The 22,157-nt window shown below is 71.3% G+C and carries 15 protein-coding genes; 4 read left to right on the top strand and 11 right to left on the bottom strand.

Features of this window, described 5'->3' with window-relative positions:
- Window positions 1-44: 44 nt before the first annotated feature.
- The 9 genes from QF032_RS01480 to QF032_RS01440 form a co-directional block, all read right to left on the bottom strand.
- A complete protein-coding gene (locus QF032_RS01480) occupies window positions 45-1,997 on the bottom strand; it encodes a RiPP maturation radical SAM C-methyltransferase (RefSeq protein WP_307054528.1) in 1,953 nt (650 codons plus the stop codon).
- A gap of 92 nt (window positions 1,998-2,089) precedes the next feature.
- On the bottom strand, window positions 2,090-2,212 hold the full coding sequence (locus QF032_RS01475; protein WP_266720057.1) for a hypothetical protein: 123 nt from the start codon (window positions 2,210-2,212) through the stop codon (window positions 2,090-2,092).
- A gap of 77 nt (window positions 2,213-2,289) precedes the next feature.
- Window positions 2,290-4,137 carry an alpha/beta hydrolase family protein gene (locus QF032_RS01470; protein WP_307054526.1) on the bottom strand — a complete coding sequence of 616 codons (1,848 nt, stop codon included), beginning with the start codon at window positions 4,135-4,137 and terminating at the stop codon, window positions 2,290-2,292.
- Window positions 4,130-5,515, bottom strand: a complete 1,386-nt coding sequence (locus tag QF032_RS01465; protein WP_307054524.1) for an MFS transporter — start codon at window positions 5,513-5,515, stop codon at window positions 4,130-4,132. Before QF032_RS01465 ends, QF032_RS01470 begins: the two co-directional genes overlap by 8 nt.
- Before the next feature lie 835 nt (window positions 5,516-6,350).
- Window positions 6,351-8,261, bottom strand: coding sequence for an SMI1/KNR4 family protein (locus tag QF032_RS01460; RefSeq protein ID WP_307054522.1), 1,911 nt, complete (start codon window positions 8,259-8,261; stop codon window positions 6,351-6,353).
- A 100-nt stretch (window positions 8,262-8,361) separates the two neighbouring features.
- A complete protein-coding gene (locus tag QF032_RS01455) occupies window positions 8,362-9,477 on the bottom strand; it encodes a S8 family peptidase (RefSeq protein ID WP_307054520.1) in 1,116 nt (371 codons plus the stop codon).
- Between the two features lie 178 nt (window positions 9,478-9,655).
- On the bottom strand, window positions 9,656-10,966 hold the full coding sequence (locus QF032_RS01450; RefSeq protein ID WP_307054519.1) for a glycoside hydrolase family 30 beta sandwich domain-containing protein: 1,311 nt from the start codon (window positions 10,964-10,966) through the stop codon (window positions 9,656-9,658).
- A 309-nt stretch (window positions 10,967-11,275) separates the two neighbouring features.
- Window positions 11,276-11,623 (bottom strand): DUF1330 domain-containing protein, encoded by a 348-nt coding sequence (locus tag QF032_RS01445; RefSeq protein WP_307039265.1) that lies wholly within the window; start codon window positions 11,621-11,623, stop codon window positions 11,276-11,278.
- A gap of 168 nt (window positions 11,624-11,791) precedes the next feature.
- On the bottom strand, window positions 11,792-12,991 hold the full coding sequence (locus QF032_RS01440; protein ID WP_373430274.1) for a serine hydrolase domain-containing protein: 1,200 nt from the start codon (window positions 12,989-12,991) through the stop codon (window positions 11,792-11,794).
- Between the two features lie 949 nt (window positions 12,992-13,940).
- Here QF032_RS01440 and QF032_RS01435 point away from each other — a divergent pair.
- From QF032_RS01435 to QF032_RS01420, 4 genes are all read left to right on the top strand, one after another.
- Window positions 13,941-15,074 carry a sugar ABC transporter substrate-binding protein gene (locus QF032_RS01435; protein WP_307054515.1) on the top strand — a complete coding sequence of 378 codons (1,134 nt, stop codon included), beginning with the start codon at window positions 13,941-13,943 and terminating at the stop codon, window positions 15,072-15,074.
- Window positions 15,075-15,408: 334 nt separating this feature from the next.
- Window positions 15,409-15,756 (top strand): N-acetyltransferase, encoded by a 348-nt coding sequence (locus tag QF032_RS01430; RefSeq protein WP_307054513.1) that lies wholly within the window; start codon window positions 15,409-15,411, stop codon window positions 15,754-15,756.
- A gap of 216 nt (window positions 15,757-15,972) precedes the next feature.
- Window positions 15,973-16,881, top strand: a complete 909-nt coding sequence (locus QF032_RS01425) for a hypothetical protein (RefSeq protein WP_307054512.1) — start codon at window positions 15,973-15,975, stop codon at window positions 16,879-16,881.
- A gap of 139 nt (window positions 16,882-17,020) precedes the next feature.
- Window positions 17,021-17,260, top strand: coding sequence for a DUF5302 domain-containing protein (locus QF032_RS01420; RefSeq protein ID WP_306945856.1), 240 nt, complete (start codon window positions 17,021-17,023; stop codon window positions 17,258-17,260).
- A 271-nt stretch (window positions 17,261-17,531) separates the two neighbouring features.
- Here QF032_RS01420 and QF032_RS01415 read toward each other — a convergent pair whose 3' ends face one another.
- Window positions 17,532-19,037, bottom strand: coding sequence for an RICIN domain-containing protein (locus tag QF032_RS01415; protein WP_307039255.1), 1,506 nt, complete (start codon window positions 19,035-19,037; stop codon window positions 17,532-17,534).
- 721 nt (window positions 19,038-19,758) lie between these two features.
- A complete protein-coding gene (locus QF032_RS01410; RefSeq protein WP_307054510.1) occupies window positions 19,759-21,822 on the bottom strand; it encodes an alpha-L-fucosidase in 2,064 nt (687 codons plus the stop codon).
- Between the last annotated feature and the right edge of the window lie 335 nt (window positions 21,823-22,157).

Genomic DNA, 22,157 nt, shown 5'->3' with positions numbered 1-22,157 from the left:
CCTTCGTCCGGTTCGGGCAGCGGGCAGCGGGTGGTGGGTGCCGCTCAGGACGGGACGGGCGCGGGCTGCGTCCCGGCTCCGGACGCTGCCGTGGTCTCGCCGCGGGCGTGGGTGTGGCGCATGTAGTCCAGGCGCAGCAGGTCCTGGTTCACGGCGGCGGGGGCGATGTGCACGTACTGGCCCGCGTCGGTGAACACCACACCGTGTGCGACCCATTCCTTGAGCAGGCCCTCCACGTCCGGCGACGTGCACGACGCGCCTTCGGCCGGGCCGGTGGCCGACGTCAGTTTGCGGTGCAGAGCCGTGACGGTGTGCGGCTGGTCCAGGAGGCGGAAGGCGGCGGTCTCGAACGGGTCGGTGAGCTGCATCGTCCGCCAGGGGAAGGACGGCCGCCTGCTGACCAGCAGGATCCGGTCTCCCAGGTCGGTGTGGGTGAGGCGGGCGTCGGCGTGGTGCTTCTTCCAGGCGGCGATGGCGTCGTTGAGCAGGGCGACCGTCGGTTCGCCGATGCCGCGTTCCGGCGCCTGGAAGACGTACGCGAGGTCGTGCAGTTCCGCCTCGGGCAGGTCGTAGGTGAACAGGTAGTGCTCCTCCGGCCGCAGCCCGGTGAAGCCCAGTTCGGGCCGCTTGAAGTACGGGCTGAAGCGTTCGATGGCGATGCGGGCGGACAGGTCGACCGGCGGGTTGAGGTGTTCCAGGGCGGGGAGTTGACGGATGACGGGTTCGTAGTCGTCCGCGGTCTCACCGGGGAACCCGTGCAGGTAGTTCCATGACACCGACAGCCCGGTCTCAGCCGCGTCGCGGAGCATGCGGACGTTCTGACAGCCGCTGACGCCCTTGTCCATGAGGTCGAGGACGCGGCTGTTGAGGCTTTCGATGCCCGGCTGGACGTAGATGAGCCCGGCGTCCGCCAGCACCTGCAGTTGGGGGCGCCGCATGTTCGCCTTGATCTCGATGTGCATGCGCAGGTCGTGGCCGCTGTCGATGATGCGGGGCAGGACGGTGGACAGGTAGCGCATGTCCAGGATGTTGTCGACCACGTACATGTCGAGCACCCGGTGGCGCTCCGCCAGGTCCATGATCTCCCGGTAGAAGGTGTCGGGGCTCTTGCTGCGGAACTCCATGAAGGAGCCGTTGAGACCGCAGAAGGTGCAGTGGTGCTTCTCTCCCCACCAGCAGCCGCGCGCACCCTCCACGACCAGTTTCGGCTCCACCCAGTTGTGTGCCACGGACGCGGCGAGACGTTCGAAGTAACCGCTGTAGTCGGGGGGCAGGATCGCCGCGGGCGGCAGCGGCCCGCTCGGCATGGGGTTGGCCAGGTGACGGGAGTCCGGCGTGCGGTGACACAGCCCCGGGACGTCGGCCGCGGCCGCCGGGTCGCCGTCGCGCAGCGCGGCCAGCAGCCGGGGGAAGGCGTCCTCGCCCTCGCCGCGGACCACGTAGTCCACGAAGGGGAAGTTGCGGTGGACTGCGGCGCCCTGCTCGGCGTCGCAGTTGGCCCCGCCCATGACGGTCACGACGTGCGGGGCGAGACGCTTGATCTGCCGGGCCGCCGCCAGTGCCGCGGTGTTCTGCTGGAAGGTGGAGGTGAACCCGACCACGTCGGGCCGCAGATCGACGACACGACGGGCCACGTCCGCGACGAACTCGGGTACGAGGCGGTGCAGTTCACGGGTCATGCGCATCCTCGAACGGCGCAGCCTCGACGTCATCACGTCGACGAACTCGGACTCCCTCCACTCCGGGTCGTCGTAGAGCGCCGAGGAGAACACCCAGTCACCGCAGCCGAGGAAGTAGGAGGACAGGGCGTAGTACTCGTAGTCCTCGGCGGTGAACTCGGTGCGGCTGGTGATCCAGTCGGTGAACTCCAGATTGGCGTGCAGCACCTCGCACGTCGCGTCCTGGACTTTGTCGTCGACGCTTCGCTTCAGGATGCCGAGCGCCAGTGAGGGCAGGTCGATCGGGGACCAGGGCATGTTGACGAGAAGAACGCGCACGGTGGGCTCCTTGCGCACGGGCGGCCGGCAGGACGGGAGGTGCGGGGGGAGCCCGGCCGGCCCTTGTCGCGTCGGGCCGGCCGGGCCGCGGGTCACTCCTCGTCGTCGCTCTCGGCGGCGTTGCGGAACGGGATCGTGATGGTGATGCCGATGCCCGGCTTGCGATTCTCCTCGTCGCCCGCGAGCGGATCGTTGTGGATGATGTCCTTCTGCATGGTCGTCCTCCTTCTCGGGTTCATGGCGTGTGCTTCGGGCGGGTGGTGCTGTGCACGGCCCGGTCCCGTTGCGTCGGTCAGCAGCGGGACCGGGGTCCACCCGGCGGCTGTGCCGGGGGACGCGAGGGGGCGCGGGGCGCCGGTGCGGGCAGATGCGCGCGCAGGAAGATCAGGGAACGGCGCAGGACGGCGACATGCGTGGCCCCGTCGTAGCCGTCGTGGCCGGTGTCGAGCCACATCTGCTCGTGGGTCACTCCGGCCGCGGTCAGGGCGTCGAGATAGCTGCGGATCTGCTCGGGCGGGCATTTGACGTCCCTGTGCGCGCCGACCACGAGCAGGGGCGCCGTCACCTGCGGGGCGAAGGTGAGGGGCGAGCTGCGGGCGTAGCGGTCCGGCACCTGTTGCGGAGTGCCGCCGAACCAGCGCACGTCCAGGGCGCGCAGCGCGGGTGTGGTCAGCCGGTGGGCGGTCACCCAGTCGGCGACGGGCTTCACCGCGACGCCGGCCTGCCACAGCGCCGGACGGGTCCCGAGGGCGAGCAGCACCAGGTACGCCCCCCAGGAGACCCCCCACAACGCCGTGGCGCGGTCGTCGGCGAGTCCGCGGCGGACGAGGTCGGCCCGGACGGCGGCCAGGTCGTCCACCTGGGGGTGACCGACACCGGCTGCGAGGGCCCGCCGCCACCGGGGACCGTAACCGGTCGAACCGCGGTAGTTGACCCGCGCGACGGCGTAACCGGAGGCCACCAGGGAGTGCACCGTGGCGTCGTACGCGTCCCGGTCGTGGTCGGCGGGCCCGCCGTGCACCAGGAACACCGCCGGCGGCGCCACAGCGCCGGCGGCGGTGTCGATGTCGGCGGCCCCGTCGGCGGCCTGGTGGCCGGCGGAGTGCGGCAGGCTGAGCAGGGTGTGGACCGGGCCGTGCGGCGTCGGGGTCCACAGCTCGGTGTGCCGTCCGGGCACGCGGGGCAGGAGACCGGGCGTCGGCAGCGCGACCCCGTCGGTCGCGTGCGGCACGGGCGGGTGGGCGGTGTCCGTCCACAGGTAGTGCAGGGCCCCGGCGGCGCGCGGGGCCGCGTCGAGCAGGGTGCCCGGGGGAGTGGGGACGATGCGGCGGGTACGGCCGTGCAGGGACACCCGGTGCAGCAGCGAGCGTCCGTGGCGCTCCTGACGCACCAGCACGTCGTCGGCGTCGGGGTACCAGTGGGCGGTGATCTCCGTGTCGAAGCGGCACCAGGAGTGGGTGACCAGGCCGCGATGCGGTGTCCACGTGGCCGGCTGGTAGCCGTCCGCCAGCTCGTGCACCAGCAGCAGTTCGGACCGGCCGGGCCGCGGTGAGAAGCCCCGGCACCAGAACTTCCCCGCGGGGCCGCCCGTTTCGGGCAGCTCGGCGACGACGCGGCCCGTCGAGGCGACCACGGTGACACTCGCCTCGCCGTCGGACACGCTCGCCAGCGCCACCAGGTCGCCCTCCGGTGTGACACCGCCCAGCCGGCCCTCCCCGGCGATGCCGAGGATGTCGCGAGGGGCCCGGCCACGCCGGCCCCACAGCAGCCGCGTGCCGCCGTGCCGGAGTGCGAGCGCCGCGGCGACCGTCCCGTCGGCCGTGACCGCCAGACCACGTGGCAGACCTGCCGGCGCCCCCGGCAGGCCGGGCAGCCGGCAGCCCCCGTCGAACGGCTCGAACCACCAGTGCCCCCGGCCGTCGGCGTCCTCGTCGAACCACCACACGTACGCGTCGGCGTCGACGGCGCAGTGCACCGTGCCCTCGGGCCGGTCGGTGACCTGCCGGGTGCGTCGCGTGGCCGCGTCCCAGGTGAAGACCTCGCACCGGCCGTCGGCGTCGGCCGTCAGCACCATGCGGCGGGCGTCGCGGGGGCACACGTGCGGCAGGGCGCTGAGGTAGACCTTGAAGGCGTCACCCACGGCCGTCTCCCGTCCCTGCCGTGCCGTCCGCGGCGGCCGCCGCCGCACACGAACGCAGCACAGCGGGGGCTCTGAGCTGCGTGTAGACGGCCAATGCGGCGAACAGCGCGGTGCACAGCAACGCGGGCGTGCGGAGGTTCCCGCCGGTGACGAGGACCCCGGCGAGCGCCGGCGCGCTCCCCGCCGCCAGCGCGGAGGCCGAGCCGAGCACACTCGCGGTGCGCGACTGAAGGGCGACGGGTGTGCACGCCACGGCGGCACTGGACAGGACCACGGTGATCAGCGGTACGAGCAAGGACAACCCGGCGAACGCCGCTCCCCAGCCGATCGCGCCTTCCGCCCACACCAGCGAGCCGCAGGGAAGGGGCAACAGCCAGGCCGCCAGGGCCAGTAGACGGGCCGCACCGAGCCGTCGCACCAGCGGGGCGGCGACCAGCGAACCCAGCAGGCCGGCAGCTCCGGCCGCGGCGAGGACCAGGCCGGCGGCAGCGCTTCGCGCGTCGCCGCCCAGCCGGAACAGCGCCGTGTAGAACAGCAGCGTCAGGGCGCCCCCGGCCGTCGACGTCCAGACCAGGACGAGGCGCAGCACCGGGGAGGCGGCCACCGTCATCGCACCGGCCTTCGCAGCGCCCAGCCGGTCGGTCCACGTCCCGCGCCGACCGGTACCGGTACCGGTACCCGTACCGGTGCTGGTGCCGTTGCCGATGCCGGTGCCGGACGGTGTGCGTGGGAGCGGGCCAGGGGCAGAGGACCGGGTGGAGGCAGGGGTGTCGAGAGGAGTGCGGACGGCTCGTACGCCCAGTGCCACCGCCGCGTAGGTGAGGGCGTCGGCCAGGAACGGGACGGCCCGGGCGAGCTGGAAGAGTGCGCCGCCGAGCGCCGGACCGGCGATGAGCGACACCTGGTCGCCCACCTGCATGCCGGCCGCCGCCCGCGGCAGTTCCTCGACGGCGGCCAGGCGGACGAGGGCTCCGCGCGAGGCCGCCTCGTAGGCCACGGCGCACAGCCGCTCCGCCAGGGCCAGGGACACCACGACCCACAGCGCGGGGCGGCCCAGACAGGCCAGAGCCAGTGCCCCCGTCGCGAGGGCTGCGAGCGCCGCCGACCACGTCATCAGGCGTCTTCGCCGTCCCCGGTCCGCCGGCACCGCGAGGAGCGGCCCGAGGACGACCCCGGTGAGCGCGGCGACGCCGGCCAGTGAGCCCGCGGTGCCCGGACTGTGGCCGAGCTCCAGGAGCAGCAGCGGAAAGACCAGCCCGGAGGCCTGGCTGCCGAGCCCGTCGACGGCGTTGACCCACCACAGGATTCTGAGGTCCCGGTGCGCCCGGGCGGCCGGATCGACCGACGGCGGGCCGGGACGCTTCGGGCCGCGCGGCACCTCGGCGGTGGGTAAGTGCTCGTCGTGCGCTGACGCGGGGCCCCGGGGAGGCCGGCGGATCGGTGACGCGTCGACGTTCCCCACCCCCCGTACGCCCGGGACGCCGCGCCGTGCGGCCGACATCCAGGTGGCGAATGTGTGCGAGCCGTGAAAGTGAGCGGGAGCCTAACCATTGCTCAGCGTCAGCGACAAGTGCCGCACAGTACGCAGTCGTCGCCCTGTACGGAGACATATGGCCGACGACCGACTGTTCACGAACGAGCGCCCGTGCAGGCGTGGTGAGCCGGGAGCCGGGGCGGGCGCTTCACCGGTGTGCGGGATTCCGCTTCACATCCGCATATCGACGGAGTCATCCTCCCGGCTGCGCGTCACACCGGGTGGAGCGCGTCCATCGCACGGCACGTGTCCGTGTTCTCGGGGTCCCGCGCCCCGCTCTGCCGGCGCTCCCGGTCCGGGCAACCGTTGCGCAGCCGAACGAGGACGCCCGTGAGCGACGCCGACGTTGCGCGGGACGCGCCGCCGCCGGGCCCGCGCGCGCCGCACCGACAGCTTCCGCAACTGCGGTTCGTGGGCGAGGTATTGGCCGACAATCCGCTGTGCGTGCGGCCCTGCCGCTGCCCTGTGTGCTGTCCTGCGTGCTCGGGGCTCTCGGCCGACGCCGGGATGGCGGTGGCGGTGGCGGTGGCGGTGGCCGATCACCGTCATGCTGAGCAGCTCCGCGCACCGCCGCCCCGGCTCCGCCTGCGCCGCTGCAACGACGGCGTGAGGACGGTCCTCGCCGGCCGGGCAGCCCGCGTCCCTGCCCCTGGCCCCCGAGCCACGGGCCGCCCCGAGCTCAGGGCCGATGCTGGTGCCGTACGAAGCTGAGGTAGGCGTATCGCTCGCCCGCCTGAGGCGCGCGGGTCCAGGACCGGGTGGTGAAGGTGCGAAGCCTGCCCCGGGTGAGCGCGAAGCGGGGCAGCGACAGACCGAGTTCGACGTGCAGAGCCTCCAATGCGCGTAGCTCGCTGTCGAGTTCATTCGCCTCCGGGCGGAACAGCCGTGCGGGCTCCAGGCGCTCGGGTATCCGGCCGGAGCGCTGGATCTCCGTACCGCGCACGGTGAACGCGTAGATCTCCTGGCCCCGCTCGGCGACCGAGAGATGGAACGCGGCCGGACGATGCCTAGGCGACGAGTCCCTCGGGCCGCGCCACACCACAACCGCTCGGCCGGCCGCGGAGGCGGCCGCAGCGGGCGACGTGAACCGTTCGTTCAGATGGCGACCGGAGTGGCCGTCGAAGGCGAACGCCCACGCCTGCGCGGTGCGTCCGACGGCGACCACAGCACGGTCCTCCCAGTGTTCCGCCGGTTCCGCTCCGTCCCGCTCGCGCGGTCTGAACGCCCGCCAGGCCAACTCGCGCGCACTGGTGGGCGCGCTCAGTTCGGCACCCTCCCGTCCCAGCAGGGCGGGCAGCGCGACGGGGTCGGCGCCCTCGACCCAGACACAGCGGTACCCGTCGAGCGGCTGCCCGTTGACCGCCGGTTCCGTCAGCCAGGCGAGGCCGGGCGGGTCGAGATCGGGCGCCGGACCGGGCACCGGCTCACGAGCGGGGTCCGCCTCCCCGGCCCGCGGGGTGGCGAGGATTTCACGTCCACGCTCGGGGGTGATCAGCGGGCCGAGGAAGGGATCGGCGAGCAGCCCGACGGGGGCGATCAGGGAGGGCCCCGGCGGTTCCCACAGGGCAAGCGCGTCCCGCAGCACCCGCCACGCCGCGTCGGTCGCGCCCCAGCGGGCCTCCTCCCAGGCCTCGGCGACGGCCCGGCCCCACGGACCGGGCGGCGCGTAGCGGTGGACACCGTCCCGCAGCGCGCTCAGCACGGTCTCGGCGGTCTTCCGGTCCACTCCGCGGGCGGCCATCATCCCGAGCCAGTGGTCGTCCCCGCCCAGCCGCCACTCGCCGCGCGCCGGCGTCATGGCCTCCACCGGCAGGATCTCCGGAAGATAGCGCGGGTCGGCGGCGAGGAAGCCGTAATCCTGCGAACTGCCCGGTGCCATCAGGTGCTGGAGCTGCTGCAGCAGGACGCGGCTGTGCGGCCGTCCGAAGGACGACGCCTCCTCGAGCAGGGTCAGGGCCTCTGCACATTGTCCGCGCAGGGCCAGCACGCGGGCCTCCTCCACGCGGGCGTCCTGGGCGCGCGTGGTCGCGTTCACGAAGTCGGCCCTGCCCGCGCGGCTGCCGTGGAAGCCGCGGTACATGGCCTCCATGTACGCGCGGAACGACGGGTAGCGCTTGGGCAGCTCACCGCTCCACCCCTGGTACAGGTAGAGCGCCCACTCGCCGTCCTGGTCGCTGTCGCCGGGGTCGAGCAGGGCGTGGGACATGTCCGAGTCCGTCTCCAGCCGCAGCGCCCGTTGCCACATCCCGGCCAGCAGGACGTCCGCCTCGCGCGGGGCGTCGCCCAGTTCCTGCTCGTACAGCGGGGTCAAGCCGTGCGGATCGCGGAACCATCCGATGTCCGCGATGCCGCCGAGCACGTAGACGCCGGCCGTCTGGTCCACGCGCCACCCGTCACTCGCGGCCAGGAAGGCCCGGTACGAGGGCGGCAGCCGCCGCCCCAGCCGCTCCTCGGCCGCGACGATCGCCGCCTCGTCCGCCCCGGGCCTGCCCATGGGGACGTCGCGTCCGTCGTCCCCGTCATCATCCGGGACCCACTCCTCCTGCCAACGTCCGAGGACGTCGTGCCAGTTGAAAGACTCGCCGCTCATGCCCCGATGGTGCCACCCGGCACTGACAACGCCCGCCGTCCCGACGGCTTCCGGCGGGCGTGAGCGAGGGCGCGGGGTGCGTGGACGGGCGGGCGTGCGGTCAGATGCCGCCCGTGTCGAGCAGTCGGTTGGGGGTGTCGGAGCGGACACCGCGCAGGACGCCACGGGTGGCCGTGTGGTCGAGCCACACGTGGACCTGCTGGGCCGTGGCGTGCGGGTGCGCCGAGAGGTACAGGGCGATCACGCCGGTCGCATGCGGTGCGGCCCAGGACGTCGCGCCGCCGTCCTCCGTCGCCGTGCCGCCGCCGGACAGCGCGGCGGTCACCTTCTGGCCGGGGGCGTACAGGTCCACGCACCGTCCGTAGCCCGATCCGTAGGATCCGCTGTCGTTCCACGCGCGGTCGGTCGGGGTGGAGGCCGCGACGACGATCGTGCCGGGGACGCCGGCGGGGGAGTGCTTGCAGGCGTCGTCATGGTAGTTGCCGGCCGACACCACCGTCGGAATGCCCGCGTCGACCATCTTCTTCACCGCGGTCTCCAGGGCCGCCGACCGGTGGTCGAGGTTGAGCGACATGTTCACCACGGCGGGCTTCTGCGCGTGCGCGGTGACCCACTTGACCGACTTCACCAGCGCCGCCTCGGCCGCCGCGGGGGTACTGCCGCCGCCCTCGCTCTCGCACACGATGCCCTGAACCCGTACGAGGTCCGCCTTGGGAGCCACCCCGTACTTCGCCCCGCCGATCACGCCGGCGACGAACGTGCCGTGGCCGACCCCGTCTTCGCCGAAACAGTCGCCGGAGTCCTTCGGGCCCACGAAGTCGGCGCCGAGGCGGGCGCGTCCGCCGAACTCCTTGTGCGCGATGTCCATTCCGGTGTCGATCACGTACACGTGGACGCCCTTGCCCGTGGCGGCGGTGGTGAGCTTCCCGTTCAGCGGCCGGGACCGCTGGTCCAGAATGTCCAGGTTCCACGGAACGCGCCGGGTGAGGGAGGATGCCCCGCTCCGCGCGTTCGCGGACAGCCGCTCCACGGCGGCGGGAGACGCCGGCGCCGAACGCGACCGCGTCCCGTCTCCGGAAGGCGCCGCGGACGGCGCCTTGCCGTGCGCGGGAGGCGCTCCGCCGTTCCCGGACGTGGCGCCGGCCTGCCCGCCGCCGCAGGCCGAGGTCCCGAGCGCCGTCGCCATGGCCACCACCACGAGACCGGCCTTCGTCATGTTCCGTGCCACCGCGTCCCCCAGAGCCCCGGCTCGTACCCAGTCGGCGCAGAAGACGACCAGGGTCGGCGCACGGTTCCCGGCGGGACGCGGGCCGACGCCCCGCGATCCGAGAGGGGCCTCTGAGGGGAGGTCACGTCGACGAGGGGACGGGACGTCACGCCGGCGGCGGTCTGCGCTACCCGGTGACCAGGGTCGTCACGCTCTGAGCCGGGAGCTGGACGGTGAAGGCGCCGTTCGCCACGGTGATCCTGCTCTGGGCCGCGAGGTTCCTGCTCGCGTCGGTCAACCAGGCGGACACGCCGGAGGAGTTGTTGTTCCGCAGGGTGAACTGCTGACTCACCTGCGAGGTGCCCTTGTTGACGGCGACGACGACCACCCGTGAGCCGCTGCCCCTGTACGCCGAGGTGTAGACGTTCGGCTGGGGATTGGGGGTCACGGCGATCCGCACGTGCCCCGGGCGGACGAACTTGGCGAAGTGCGCCATGCCGGCGCCGCGTTTGCTGATCCGCCCGTCCTCCCGCATGGGCCCGTAGCCGCGCCGGATGTACCACCACACGTAGGCCTGGAACTCGGCGTCCACCATCGCGCGGTGGATGTGTTCCGCGACGTCGAGGGCCTGGGGCCACAGATCGGCCGAATCGCTGCTGTTGGGGTAGTAGACCTCGGTCATCCAGAGTTCCTTGCCCCCACCCTTCTGCTTGAAGAGGGGGTAGGGGAAGTTCGCGAACGACGTGCCGTAGAGGTGTGCCCCGAGAATGTCCAGGTTGGCGAGCGCCGCGGCGTCGTTGAGGAGGGGGTCGGAGAAACTCTTCACGTACTGGAAGGACTCCGGAGCGATGACCTTGGTGCTGATGGACCCGGCGTTCTCGCGCAGGAACCTGGCCATCTCGCTCGGAGTCCACCACGTCCAGTCATGGGCGTAGTCGGGCTCGTTCTGCACGGAGATGGCGTACAGGTTGACTCCGTTGCCCTTCATGAAGGCGACGAAGTCGTTGAGGTGCTGTGCATACGCGCCGTACATGGAGTAGCGGAGCCGTTTCGCGTTGGTCTGCTGGCCGCGGACGAAGGTCTCCACCATGGAGGCGGGCGGATTCCACGGCGAGGCGAACACGGTCGCCCCGAGTTCGGTGGCTCGCCTGGCCGTTGCGACTTCGCGGCTCCAGTTCGCGCGGTCCTCGGAGACCGGGATGCGCAGCACGGAGAAGCCGAGCTGACCTTCGCCGTTGCCGAACGCCATGTCCCTCTGGGCGGCTGTCAGGTCGCCGATCCAGAGCGGGTGGTTCATGCCGCCGAACCCACGGATCGTCTGCCGCGTCGCCGACGGGTCGACGGTCACCGCTGCCGCTGCCGCGGACGGTGTGCGGGACGCTCCGGAGGCCGGGGTCGCGGACACGAGGACGGGCAGGGCGCTCATCGTCGCCAGAACGGCGCGGCGGCTGGGTAATCCCGGTCCGGTGCTGTCGGAAGCGCGGTCGTGTGACGCCATGGTTCCTCCTGGACTCGGCCCTGATGGGCGCCTTCTCGTCCCCGTCGGTGACGCTGCGCCGCCTCGGCACGCTTCGGTGGCACGGTGCCGAGAACGTCGCCATCCGTGCGTTGATCGGGAGTGGCGGCCGGAGTGGAGCGCGTGTGACGTCGGTCGAACCCTCGGGTGGAGCCCGGAGCCCGACGGAGTGGCAGCGCTCCTCCGTCGAAAGTTTCGGAAGGTCGACCGATCGTGTAGCGGTGTAGAGAGGACCGTAGGTGCACCCCCTTGCATCGTCAAGCCTTGGGGAGAAGCGCTGTCGCGCGTGGGCTATCGAGGGGGCAGCGTCTCCCGGATGGCCCGGGCGGTGGTGGTCGCGTCGTATCCCTCGGCGACGCCCGGGACCAGGATGATGTCGCCCTCGATGTGCCGCGAACGCAGCGGAGCGATCTCCTGATACGCGGCGGAACCCCACCACGCCCGTGCCCGGGCGAGCGAGGGGAACCCGATCACCACGACGTGTCCGGGCCAGCTGCCCTCCTTCACCTCGTGCTGTGCGCCGTGCACCAGGAAGCGGCCCCCGTACGGGGCGAAGGTGTCCGTGATGCGTTCGATGTACTCGGCGATCTCCCGATGGGGAGCGGCCTCTTGCAGGTGTGCGATCGCGTAGGCGGACATGGCGTCCTCCGGGCTCGTCGGGTCCTTTGTGCGGACGAGCCTGACACCACGGCGTGCCGAGGTCGATGACCTGTCAGGTAAGTGCGCCGGACGGGCCCGGCCGCGACCACGTGCCCACGCCGTCGGCCGGGTCCCGTGGCCGCCTCCTCGGACGAGAGCCGAGCGCGCTCAGCGTCCGTCGCGCAGCAGCGCGCAGACGAAGTTCTCCTGGATGGCGCGCAGCCGCTCGAGCCGCGCGGGATCGCCGACCCCGTTGATCTGGCTCGTGAGCGAGAACGTCAGTGAGCGCCGGCCGTCGGGAGTGGCGGCCACCAGTTGCGTGTAGCCCGGGAAGTTGCCGGTGTGGCCCAGCACGACACCGCACCGTGTGGTGTAACGGAAAATGGCCAGACCCGCGGCGTTGCGTCCCGGTCCGGCGGGCACGGACGCGCCCGCGATCCAGCGCCGCTGCTCTCGCACCACGCGTTTGCCGTAGAGCGCGCCCGAGGCGTAGCCGCGGATGAAACGGGTCATGTCGAGCGGAGTGGAGACGATGCCTCCGGACGCCCACGCACCGGACGCGCTGACCAGTTCGCTGACGTCCTCCGCAGCCGTGGGGTCGCTCACGTCGTACCCGTGCAGGTAGGGCTCGGGCATGCGGTAGCCCTGCGGGAGACTGGTGTCGCGCAGTCCCAGCGGCCGGTAGACCAGTCGCCGCAGGAGCTGCTCGTACGGGGTGCCGGTGACCGCCTCCGCCATCAGGGCGACGGCGATGTTGTCGGAGTTGGAGTACGCGTACCGGCTGCCGGGGGCGAACAGCAACGGCTCGTCGGCCACGTAGTCGAGCAGGTGCCGGGAGTCGAAGTGGTGGCGCGGGTCGGCTGCGAGCTCCGCCATGAACGCGGGGGACTGTGAGTAGTCCGGCAGTCCGCTGGTGTGTTGCAGCAGCTGCCGCAGCGTCACCTGGCCCCATGTGTCCGGGAGCCGCGGCAGGCGCTTGCGCAAGGTGTCGTCCAGACGCAGTGCGCCACGGTCGACGAGGGACAGCGCCACCGCTCCGCTGAAGGCTTTGGCCGTGCTCGCGATCCGCATGTGGTCGTCGACGTGCGGCGGGCGGCCGGTTGCGAGGTCGGCGGCGCCGGCCCGGAACACGCGGGTCTGCTTGCCGTCGCGCAGCACCGCGATGATGGCCGGGGGACCGCCCGGCGCACGCACGAACTGCTCGATCTGACGCTGCAGTGTGCGGTCGTTCGCCGGCCCGGCAGTGCCGGCGGCGGTGCCCGCGGTGACCGGCGCCAGTACCGCCAACGCGGTGGCCGCGACGACGACCACGGTCCTTCGCCGCGGTCGCCGGAAGGTACGGGGAGGCCGAGCGGGGCGTGGTGACATCGAGACTCCTGACGGTGGGCGACGCATGGCAGCTCCAGCCTCACCGGCCGCGGACACCGACGCCGATTCCTGTTGCTGCAAACAGCCCAGTGGATCTCCAGCGCCTGCGCCGTGGCGCCGGTCTCGCACGGGGCGTCGATCCGCAGTCGCCCGCCGACACGCCTGCGCGGGCGTGTCGGCCGGACTCGCACGGCGGAGTCACCTCGGCCACGGGGCCGCATGACCGTCACGGGCCAGCCGGCCCGGCGCGCGCTCCTCGTCGACGCCGCAGTGCGCGGTGGATGGCCTCCCGAGACGTCCTGCGGGTGTCCCGGGAGGCCGACTGCCTGGGTCTGGACCTGTTCGGCTCCATTCACATGCATCCGGACCGGCACCGCCTGGGACCGCCGTCCGAGCGGGGGGCACGTGCTCAGCGAACGGCCGGCCACCAGGGGCCGTCATCTCTTCGCCCGGACCGCATGGCCGCTCAACGTCATCTGCTACCTGGAGTGTCGAGGCGGTGTCTTCTACCACGCCCTGGCGGCCCCCGCCCGCCGTCCGACGCCGCCGCCGGGAGCGGGGCCTGAACCAGGACTGCGGCGTCCCCCGCCCCGGCCGGGGCGGCCCTGCGACCTCGAGGGCACCGGCCGTCAGTGGGCGGCGGCGCGCCGGACACGGCGGCTGGGGCGGACATCGTGACATCCGCCACCACTACGTCCGCTCGTGTGGTGATGTCGGCGACGGTGTTCGGGTTCCGTGACCGGTTGGTGAAGGTCGCGTTCATGGCCGTCCGGCAGGCCCGCAACGCCACCCTGCCGTGCTCCCGGGCCGCTAGAGTGCCCGCACCGTCGCCACAGTTCCGGAATGCGCCGGCCGCCCCACACCGCCGGTGCGCCCCTCCGGGCCTGGCCGGCGCGGTGCCCGCACGGGGACGGTTCCCCGCCCCCCATCGCCCCGGAAGGCGCACGCCGTGACCACCCGCACCACCCGCACCTCCGCTCCCGCACGTCGTCTCGCCATAGCCGTCGTCGCCTGTGTCTCTCCCCTCTCGCTGGCCGCCTGCGGCCTCGTCGACTCCGTGGGCGACGACGCGAAGGCCCCGTCCAGGAACGACGACATCACGGTCGGCCTTCTCCTGCCCGACACCGAGACCAGCCGCTTCGAGAAGTTCGACTACCCGCTCATCAAGAAGGACGTCGCCCACCTCACCGGCGGCAAGGGCACAGTGAAGTACGCCAACGCCGGGGCGGACCCGGCCGTGCAGCTGAAGCAGCTCAAGGGCATGATCGCCGCCAAGGTGGACGTGATCCTCGTGGACGCGGTGGACGCCCGGGGCATCAAGAGCGGCGTCGAGAAGGCCAAGGAGGCCGGCATCCCCGTCATCGCCTACGACCGGCTCGCCCAGGGACCGATCGACGCCTACGTCTCGCACGACAACGAACTCGTCGGCGAGGTGCAGGGCCGCTCGCTCCGGGAGGCGCTCGGCGACAAGGCGGCCACCAGCAAGATCATCATGATGAACGGCTCGCCGGAGGACCCCAACACCGCCCTGTTCAAGGAGGGCGCGCTCAACGAGCTCAAGGGCAACGTCGTCATCGCCGAGACCTACTCCACCTCGCGATGGCTGCCCAGCGTGGCGAAGGCCAACATGAAGAAGGCGATACGAGCGGTCGGACTGAACGGCATCGCCGCCGTCTACTCGGCGAACGACGGCATGGCGGGGGCCGTCATCGACGCGATGAAGGAAGCGGGCGCCACCAACCTCCCGCCGGTGACCGGGCAGGACGCGGACCTGGCCGCCGTGCAACGGATCATCTCGGGCGAGCAGTACATGACCGTGTACAAGCCGTTCCTGCTGGAGGCGGAACAAGCCGCGAAGATGGCGGTGGCCAAAGTGCAGGGGCGTTCACTCGAGTTCGACGCGCTGACCCGCGACAAGGTCGACAGCCCCACCCAGGAGGGGATTCCGGCGAGCCTGGTGCCGGTGGTCGCCGTCACGAAGGACAACATCGAGGACACGGTCGTCCGAGACGGCGTATACACCGTCAAGGAGATCTGCACCGCCGAGTACAAGGCGGACTGCGCGCGGATCGGCCTGAAGTAGCCTCCACGGCACGCACCTTCACGCAGCCCCGCACCGCACGCCCCGCACCGCAGGCCCCGCACCGCGCGCCCCGCACCCCGCGGTCGCATCCGGCGAGGCACTTCCCGACCCGCGCAGGGTGACTGTTGCCGCAGTCGGTGTCATGAGAACGGTGGTGCGGGGCACTCGCGTCGGCATGCACGGAGATGACACGTATGTGGGGAGCGGCGCGTACGCCGGTCGTGGACCCGGGGCGCAGTCCTCGCCGCAGCGCGGCGGGGGCAGGCATCGGCGCCCCGGCAGGCGAGAGGGCCGGTGGCGCCGCAGGTTTCTGGCCTATCGCGCCGTTCGGCTGATGCCCGCGGCGTCTCCTCAGGGTCCGGACGAGGAGTGCCTGCTGCTGGTGCACGTCCGCAAGGTGGTCGGGCAGGTGACGTACCGGGTGTGCGGCGAGTGCGCGGACGGCGTGATCACCGAGGTCGTCCTCGACGAACCGTTCCGTGCCTGCGGGCTGGGTACGAGGGCGGTGTCGCATCTGCGCGCCCGGTATCCCGAACTGACGTGGCGCACCACGCTCGACACCCGGCTCACGCGCGACCTGATGCACCGGCTGCGCATCCCCAGGGCGGGCGCGGCAGGAATGTGCTCTCACGTCAGGTCTCCCGCCGCCTCCGCTGCTTCCGCCGGTCACCGCCAGGCGTAGGCGCATCCGCACGGCACCGACACCGCGTGGGGTGGCGCGCGGCGAGGGGGGCGCCGGCTCGGGTGTGCTGCGCTGTCGCGGGGCTGGTCGGGGGAGTGGTCTGTGCGGCGTTCCCGGGCGAGGGGACACCGGCGGTTACGCTCACGCCGTGTGAGGGGGCCGTCGGGCAAGGAGGGCGCAAGGGCAGTGCTCCGTCGTGAGCGTCTGTTGAGGACGTTGACCTTCTGTCTCCGGCCCGCTTTCGCCCTGCGCGTCGTCGGCCGGTTCCAGGCAGTCATCGGGTTCGACCGTTCGATGGCGCTGGCTTCGAGCGCGTTCACCGCGCTGGTCCCGCTCACGCTCCTGGCCGGGGCCGTGCTGGGCGACATGGTCCAGGTCGACGCGGCACAGTGGATCATCCAGCGGTACGACCTGGCCGGGGCCGGCGCGGAGGCCGTGACGTATCTGTTCTCGCCGGCGCAGAAAGCGGACGCCGGCACCGGCGTGCTCGGTGTGCTGTTCCTGACGATCTCGGTGCTGAGTTTCGCGCGTGCTGCGCAACGGCTGGTCGAACAGACCTGGGGGCTCTCGCCGTTGAGCGTGCGCAACTCACGCAACGGGCTGTATTGGATCTTCTCTCTCGGCGGCTACGCCCTGGTCGGCGGATGGATCTCCGCGGTGCTCGGCGGATGGGCGGGAGGGCTGCCGGCGACGGTGTGCGGGGCGGCGGTGAGCGCGGTGTTCCTGGTGTGGAGCGGCTGGATCCTGTCGGCGAAACGGATCCCGGGCGTCGAGCTGATCCCGTTCGGGATCACCGGCGCGGTGCTGGTCGGCGTGTACTCCTGGGGCGCGACCCTCTACCTGCCGCGGCTGTTCAACTCCTACGCCGACCGCTACGGCGTGGTCGGCGCCGTCTTCGCCATGCTCTCGGCGCTGTTCGCCGCCATGCTCGTCATCGTCGCCTCGGCGGTGCTCGGACGTGAGGTGAGCGAGGAGCTCGCGCGTATCCGCCAGGGGCTGCGCCCCTCCGAGCACGAGGTCCGCCGCCAGTGGGAGGACGTGCGGGAACAGGCGCGCGCCCGCTGGCGCACGGTGCGCGAGGACGTGGTCCGTCGCCGTGGGAAGCGCGGCGCGACGGGACGGTGAGCGGGGGGAGGGGACGCCGTGGCCTACGGGCCGGCCCGGCAGCCGCGCGCCTCGTCGTCGACGTTGCAGGACGCGGAGCCGCGAGCGGCGCCCGGCATGACAAGCTGTGCTTTCCACTGCCCGGTCCCAGGAGGTCACCATGGCTGGAGAGTCTTCACCGTCCGAAAGCGCGGAGCCCGTCGACGGCGAGGAGGGCGCCCCCGCGCCCGACGACGACGGCCAGGACGACTTGAAGCGCAAGTTTCGAGAAGCCCTGGCGCGCAAGCGAGGGTTGCAGGCGGACGCCGCCGACGTAGCCGCGAACAGTGACACGTCGAAGGTGCACGGCACGCACGGTCCGGCTGCCAGCCAGCGCTCGTTCCGTCGCAAGAGCGGCTGATTTCCGGGGCGTGTTCCGAAAGCGGCCTCGTCTGCCCGCAGGGCGGACAACGCTTTCGGAACACACCTCCGGCGGGCATGCGTCGTCCCCACTGCCCTGGGGGGGTGGGCGTGGGGACGACGGAGCTCGGTGGCCGGGGGGAGGGCCTTGTTCCGAGCTGTAGGACGCGCATGCTCGCGATCGGCGGATGTACGCGCGCGAGACCGTATTTGTGGCGTAGATCACACCGCGTGCGGTGGCCTCCCGCCTCGTCGCCCTCGCCGCAAGGGTGTCAGCCGACGGTCCACTTCTGGCTCGTCGCGCCCGTGCCCGTCAGTTGGACGACTGCCGCTCCGGTCGTCGTCGCGTTGTTCAGCACACCGATGTTCAGTCCGCTGTGCACGGCCACCAGCATGTAGACGCTGCCGGTGTAACTGCCGACCAGGTCGAAGAAGAACTGCTGGTTGGTGCCGCCGTTGCAGGCCCACTGGATGAGCTGGCGGTTCTCGGCGGTCGACTTGCTGGGGACGTCCAGGCACAGCCCGCTGTTGACGTTCTTGAGCGTGTAGATGTTCGAGGAGACCTTGGTGAGCGTCCATCGCTGGCTCGCCCCGCCGGTACCGGTCGCCTGGACGATGTTGGCGTTGGAGGCGGCGGACCCGCCGGCGACGTCGAGCAGCAGGGAGTCGGCGGAGTTCGTCAGGGTGTGGGCCGCCGCTGTCGGTACGCCGCTGTTGGGCGTCCAGGTGCCTGCCTGGACATCCAGCGACCAGGTCGGGTACTGGCCGAGGTTCACCGTCGTACCGCTGATGGTCAGCGGCAGCCAGATGAGCTGGGACGCGCCGAGGTCGGAGGGGTTCCAGCGGTCACCGGCGTAGATGTACGTCGTGCCGGAGGCGCCGGCCACCGTGATGATGTTGGCGGTCTGGCTGCCGTACGTCTTGGTGCCCGGGGCGGCGAAGTTCCTCATCGCCGACCATGTGCCGCTGACGGAGGTGGCGGTCGAGTAGACGTTGTCGTTCAGGCTCCAGCCCGTCAGGTGCGAGGCCAGCAGGTAGTAGACACCGTTGGCCTTGACCATCGCGGGCGACTCGAAACTGTTGGCGCCGCCACCGCTGCCCAGGATGGCGACCGTGCTGACCGGGGTGAGGTAGTCGCTGGAGAGCAGGTCGATGCGGAGGCCGTTGTTGCGGTCCTCCGACATCAGGTAGGCGGTGCCGTCGGTGTCCTGGAACAGGCCTATGTCACGGCTCAGTTGGCCGAGCGGGCGGGAGCTGCCCCGGTAGTCGTAGGGACCGCACGGCGTGCTGCTGGTGGCGACGCCGACCTTGGCCTCGGAGTAGTCGGGGCTGTCGATGTGCACGTACATCACGTACTTCTGGGTGGTGGCGTTGTAGATCACCTTCGGCCGCTCGACCACCCGGGAGGGGCCGAGGTCACCACTGGCCTGCAGGGACAACGCGTCGCCCCGGTACGTCCAGTTGGCCAGGTCGGTCGAGCTGTAGCAGGCGATGGCCTGGAAGGCCGTGTTGGACGAGGTCTCGCCCGACTTGTTCTCACCGAAGCCGTACCAGGTGTCACCGACCTTGATGATGCCCATGCCGTGCAGCTGCAGGGCGTTGCCGCTGGTGTCGGTCCGTGACGCACCGGTCGTGAACGTCACGGTGCTCGCGGCCTGGGCGGCCGAGGCGGGCATGAGGAGTGCGGCGGCGGCTGCCAGCAGGCTCAGCAGGAGGGCGACGGCGGCGCGCCCTGCTCTGCGGCCACGGCCACGGCCGGAAGACGTTCCTCGGGACATGCTTCTTTCACCTCATCTTCGAGGTCCCGGACTCGTGTCCGTTCGGACGCGGCGCGGCGGTGCGGCGTGCGTGACCGAAGCGGGGAGGGGGAGCCGGGCGCGGGCGACCTGGGCGGGTAAGGGCCTGGTACGGCTGAAGCCCGGTAGGGCTGCATCGGGTCCGAGACCGGCTGACGGGAGGAGGTGTGTGTCTGCCGTCTGGCGGCTCAATGACAACGGGTGTCTGAAGCCCTGTCAAGAAGCGTGCGTTGAATTATGTTTCCTTTTGACTGCTGTCGTCGGGCGAAGAGGGGAGGGAGGCCTCGCGATCGGCGATCGGCCGTAGGTGGCTTCCGGCCCTCGCGGGGACCGGAATGGCGGCCATTCCCCGCCTACTCGACGTGCCCGTCCAGGCCCTACGTGGCCTTTTGTCGCGGTCTGCTCCCCCCTTCGAAGAGCAGCTTCGACGCGGACCCGTCGGCCGCCGCGCGGTCGATGCGCACAACGGCTCGGCAGGCCGCTCAGGTGGGTTACTGGTGGGTTTTGTTCGAGCGGCGGGACGGCCCGGCACCGCACATATCAGGCCAGGGACACGCGGGTTACCGGGACCTCACGGCCGCGCAGCCGGCGGACCGCCGGCTGCGCGGCTGGGCTCGGGGGAACGCCCGCATCCCCCGAGCCGACCTGCGGATTTCAGGGCCCGCCCGTCAGGACCGGGGGCGTGCCGACGACGGGGCGCCGGTCAGCCGACCGGTTTGATCGTCCACAGCAGGTTGGTGCTCTGCTGCCACGTCCACTGTTTGGTCACGGCCCCCGAGGTGACGTGCCCGCCGCCGTCGAGGACCAGTCCTGTACGGCGGTTGGCGATCGAGTACCGGCCCTGGCCGCGGTGGGTGATCTGCCACTGCTGGGCGTCGCCGCCGTCCCAGGCCTTCTGCCGCGCGGGGTCGCCGTCGGCGGTGGAGCCCCAGCCGTCGGCGACCATGCCGTTGGTGCGGTTGACGAGCCTGTAGTAGCCGTTGCCGAGTTCGACGGCCTGCCACTGGAGATTGGTGGAGTTCACCGCCTCCCACTGTTTCAGGTTGGAGCCGGCGGCGACGTTGCCGCCGCTGTCCAGGACCAGGTTGTTCGTGACGTTGGTCAGGCGGAAGTACGTGGCGGGGGCGAACGTCACCTTCACGGAGGCGATGGCGTCGTTGTTGCCGGTCACCCGGAGGTCGGGGGTGTCCGAGGTGAACGTCCAGGCGGTGCCGGTGAAGTTGTCACCGGAGTAGCCCGTCACCCGGAACCCGGCGGGCACCCGGAGGGAGGACGCCATGGCGGGCCCCAGACCGGCGGCGGAGAGCTGGGAGGAGGTGTAGCTGCCCAGCGGCAGGTCGGCGCGAGTGCCCTGGTAGTCGACGTGCTGGAACACCGCCGGTGCGGAGGGGCTCACGGGCATGCCCTGGACCTCGACGCACACCACGGAGACCCTCGCGTCCGGCGCGGCGGCCGGCACGGTGACGCTGATCTGGTCGGTGGCGGTGTACGGCAGCGAGACCGACGGATCGTTCATCAGGTAGACGCGGTTGATCGTGTTGTCGATCGCGGGGATCCGGAGCTTGCCGTCCGTGGGCCAGGTGAAGACATGGGCGAACAGCTTGCCGCTCTTCTTGGTGAGCCTGCCCCATGCGGGCTCGGTGACCGACGGGCTGCCGCTGGTGCCGTGAATGCTGTCGCCGTACGTCGACATCCACGAGGCCAGGCCGTTCAGGACGGTCTGGGTCCCCGTGGTGACCGAGCCGTCGCCCTTGGGGCCGATGTTCAGCAGGAGATTGCCGTCCCGGGAGACGACCGTGACGAGCTCCTGCACGATGTCCGTGACGGATCGGTACGAGTTCTCACGCGACGCGTTGTAGCCCCAGGCGCCGTTCATGGTGGCGCACCGCTCCCACGGTCGGCTCATCGGAGCGCCGGGTATCCCGAACTCCGCGACCGCGTAGTCGCCGAGACCGCGGTCCCGCTTGACCCGTTCGTTGACGATGAGGCCGGGCTTGCGGGCGATCAGCCAGTTGTAGAGGTCGACGCCGTCCGACGTCACCCACCAGTCTTCGAGGGTGGGGCTGGACGGCTCGTCGAACCAGTCGCCGTCGAACCACAGCAGAGCCGGGTCGTAGCGGTCCAGGAGTTCCTGAAGCTGCGCCTTCAGGTCGGCGATGTAGGCGGTGCGGGCGGCCTGCGAGGACATCGTGGTGAGACCGCCCTCGTGACGGTCGGTCTGCGAAGGGTGGTTCCAGTCGAGTATCGAGTAGTACAGGCAGAACTTGATGCCACGGCTTTCGCACGCCGCCTTGAGTTCCATGAGCGGGTCGGTCTGGACGCCGTGGTAGTCGTGCAGGTTGTACCGCTTGGTGCCCGTGGTGTCGGTGAAGCCGGCCACGTCGGAGTCCCACATCGCGAAGCCCTCGTGGTGCTTGGCGGTGATCACGAGGTATTTCATGCCGGCGTTCTCGGCCAGCTCGGCGATGGCGGTGGCGTCGAACCGGGTCGGGTCGAAGTTCTGGGTGACCTGGGTCTGGTAGTTCGCCTTGCTCCACTGCTGGCTGTCGAACGCCCACTCGCCCTGGCCGAGGTGGGAGTAGGACCCGAAGTGGATGAACATGCCGAACCTGGCCTGATACCACCAGTCCATCTTCGAGGGGACGGTGTACGCCTGGGCCGCGGTGGGCCACAGGCCCTGCGGCAGACCGAAGGCCGCGAGACCTCCGGCGAGGGCGGCGGCCTTCATCAGAGAGCGTCTGCTGAGGCGGGCTGAGGACGAGGACATGGGGTGCGGCTCCGTGTGTCGGGGGGAGGGCGTGGGGGAGCGGACTGCCGACCGGGGCGCGGTCTTTCCGCCGCCCCGGAACGAGAGACATCGGATGGATTTATAGAGGCATGGCGGTGGTCGCGTCTAGGTGTGGGTAAGAGTCGCGACGAAAGGAGGGCGAAGATAGTGTGCTTTCCCGGGGTGTTGCCCACGACAGACAAGAACCCGACAGTGCAGGGGAGCGGATACATCGGATCTATGGGGGGTAGGTGTCCCTCGGTCAGACGGACGACCGGCCTGCGGCGGCACGCAGGGAGCAGGCGTTCACGTAGGCCGAGTTGTTCGCCGGGGTC

This window comes from Streptomyces achromogenes (assembly GCF_030816715.1).
Lineage (GTDB): Bacteria > Actinomycetota > Actinomycetes > Streptomycetales > Streptomycetaceae > Streptomyces > Streptomyces achromogenes_A.
Note: the sequence above shows the minus strand (reverse complement) of the source record. Positions and strands in the feature narration are given on the sequence as shown.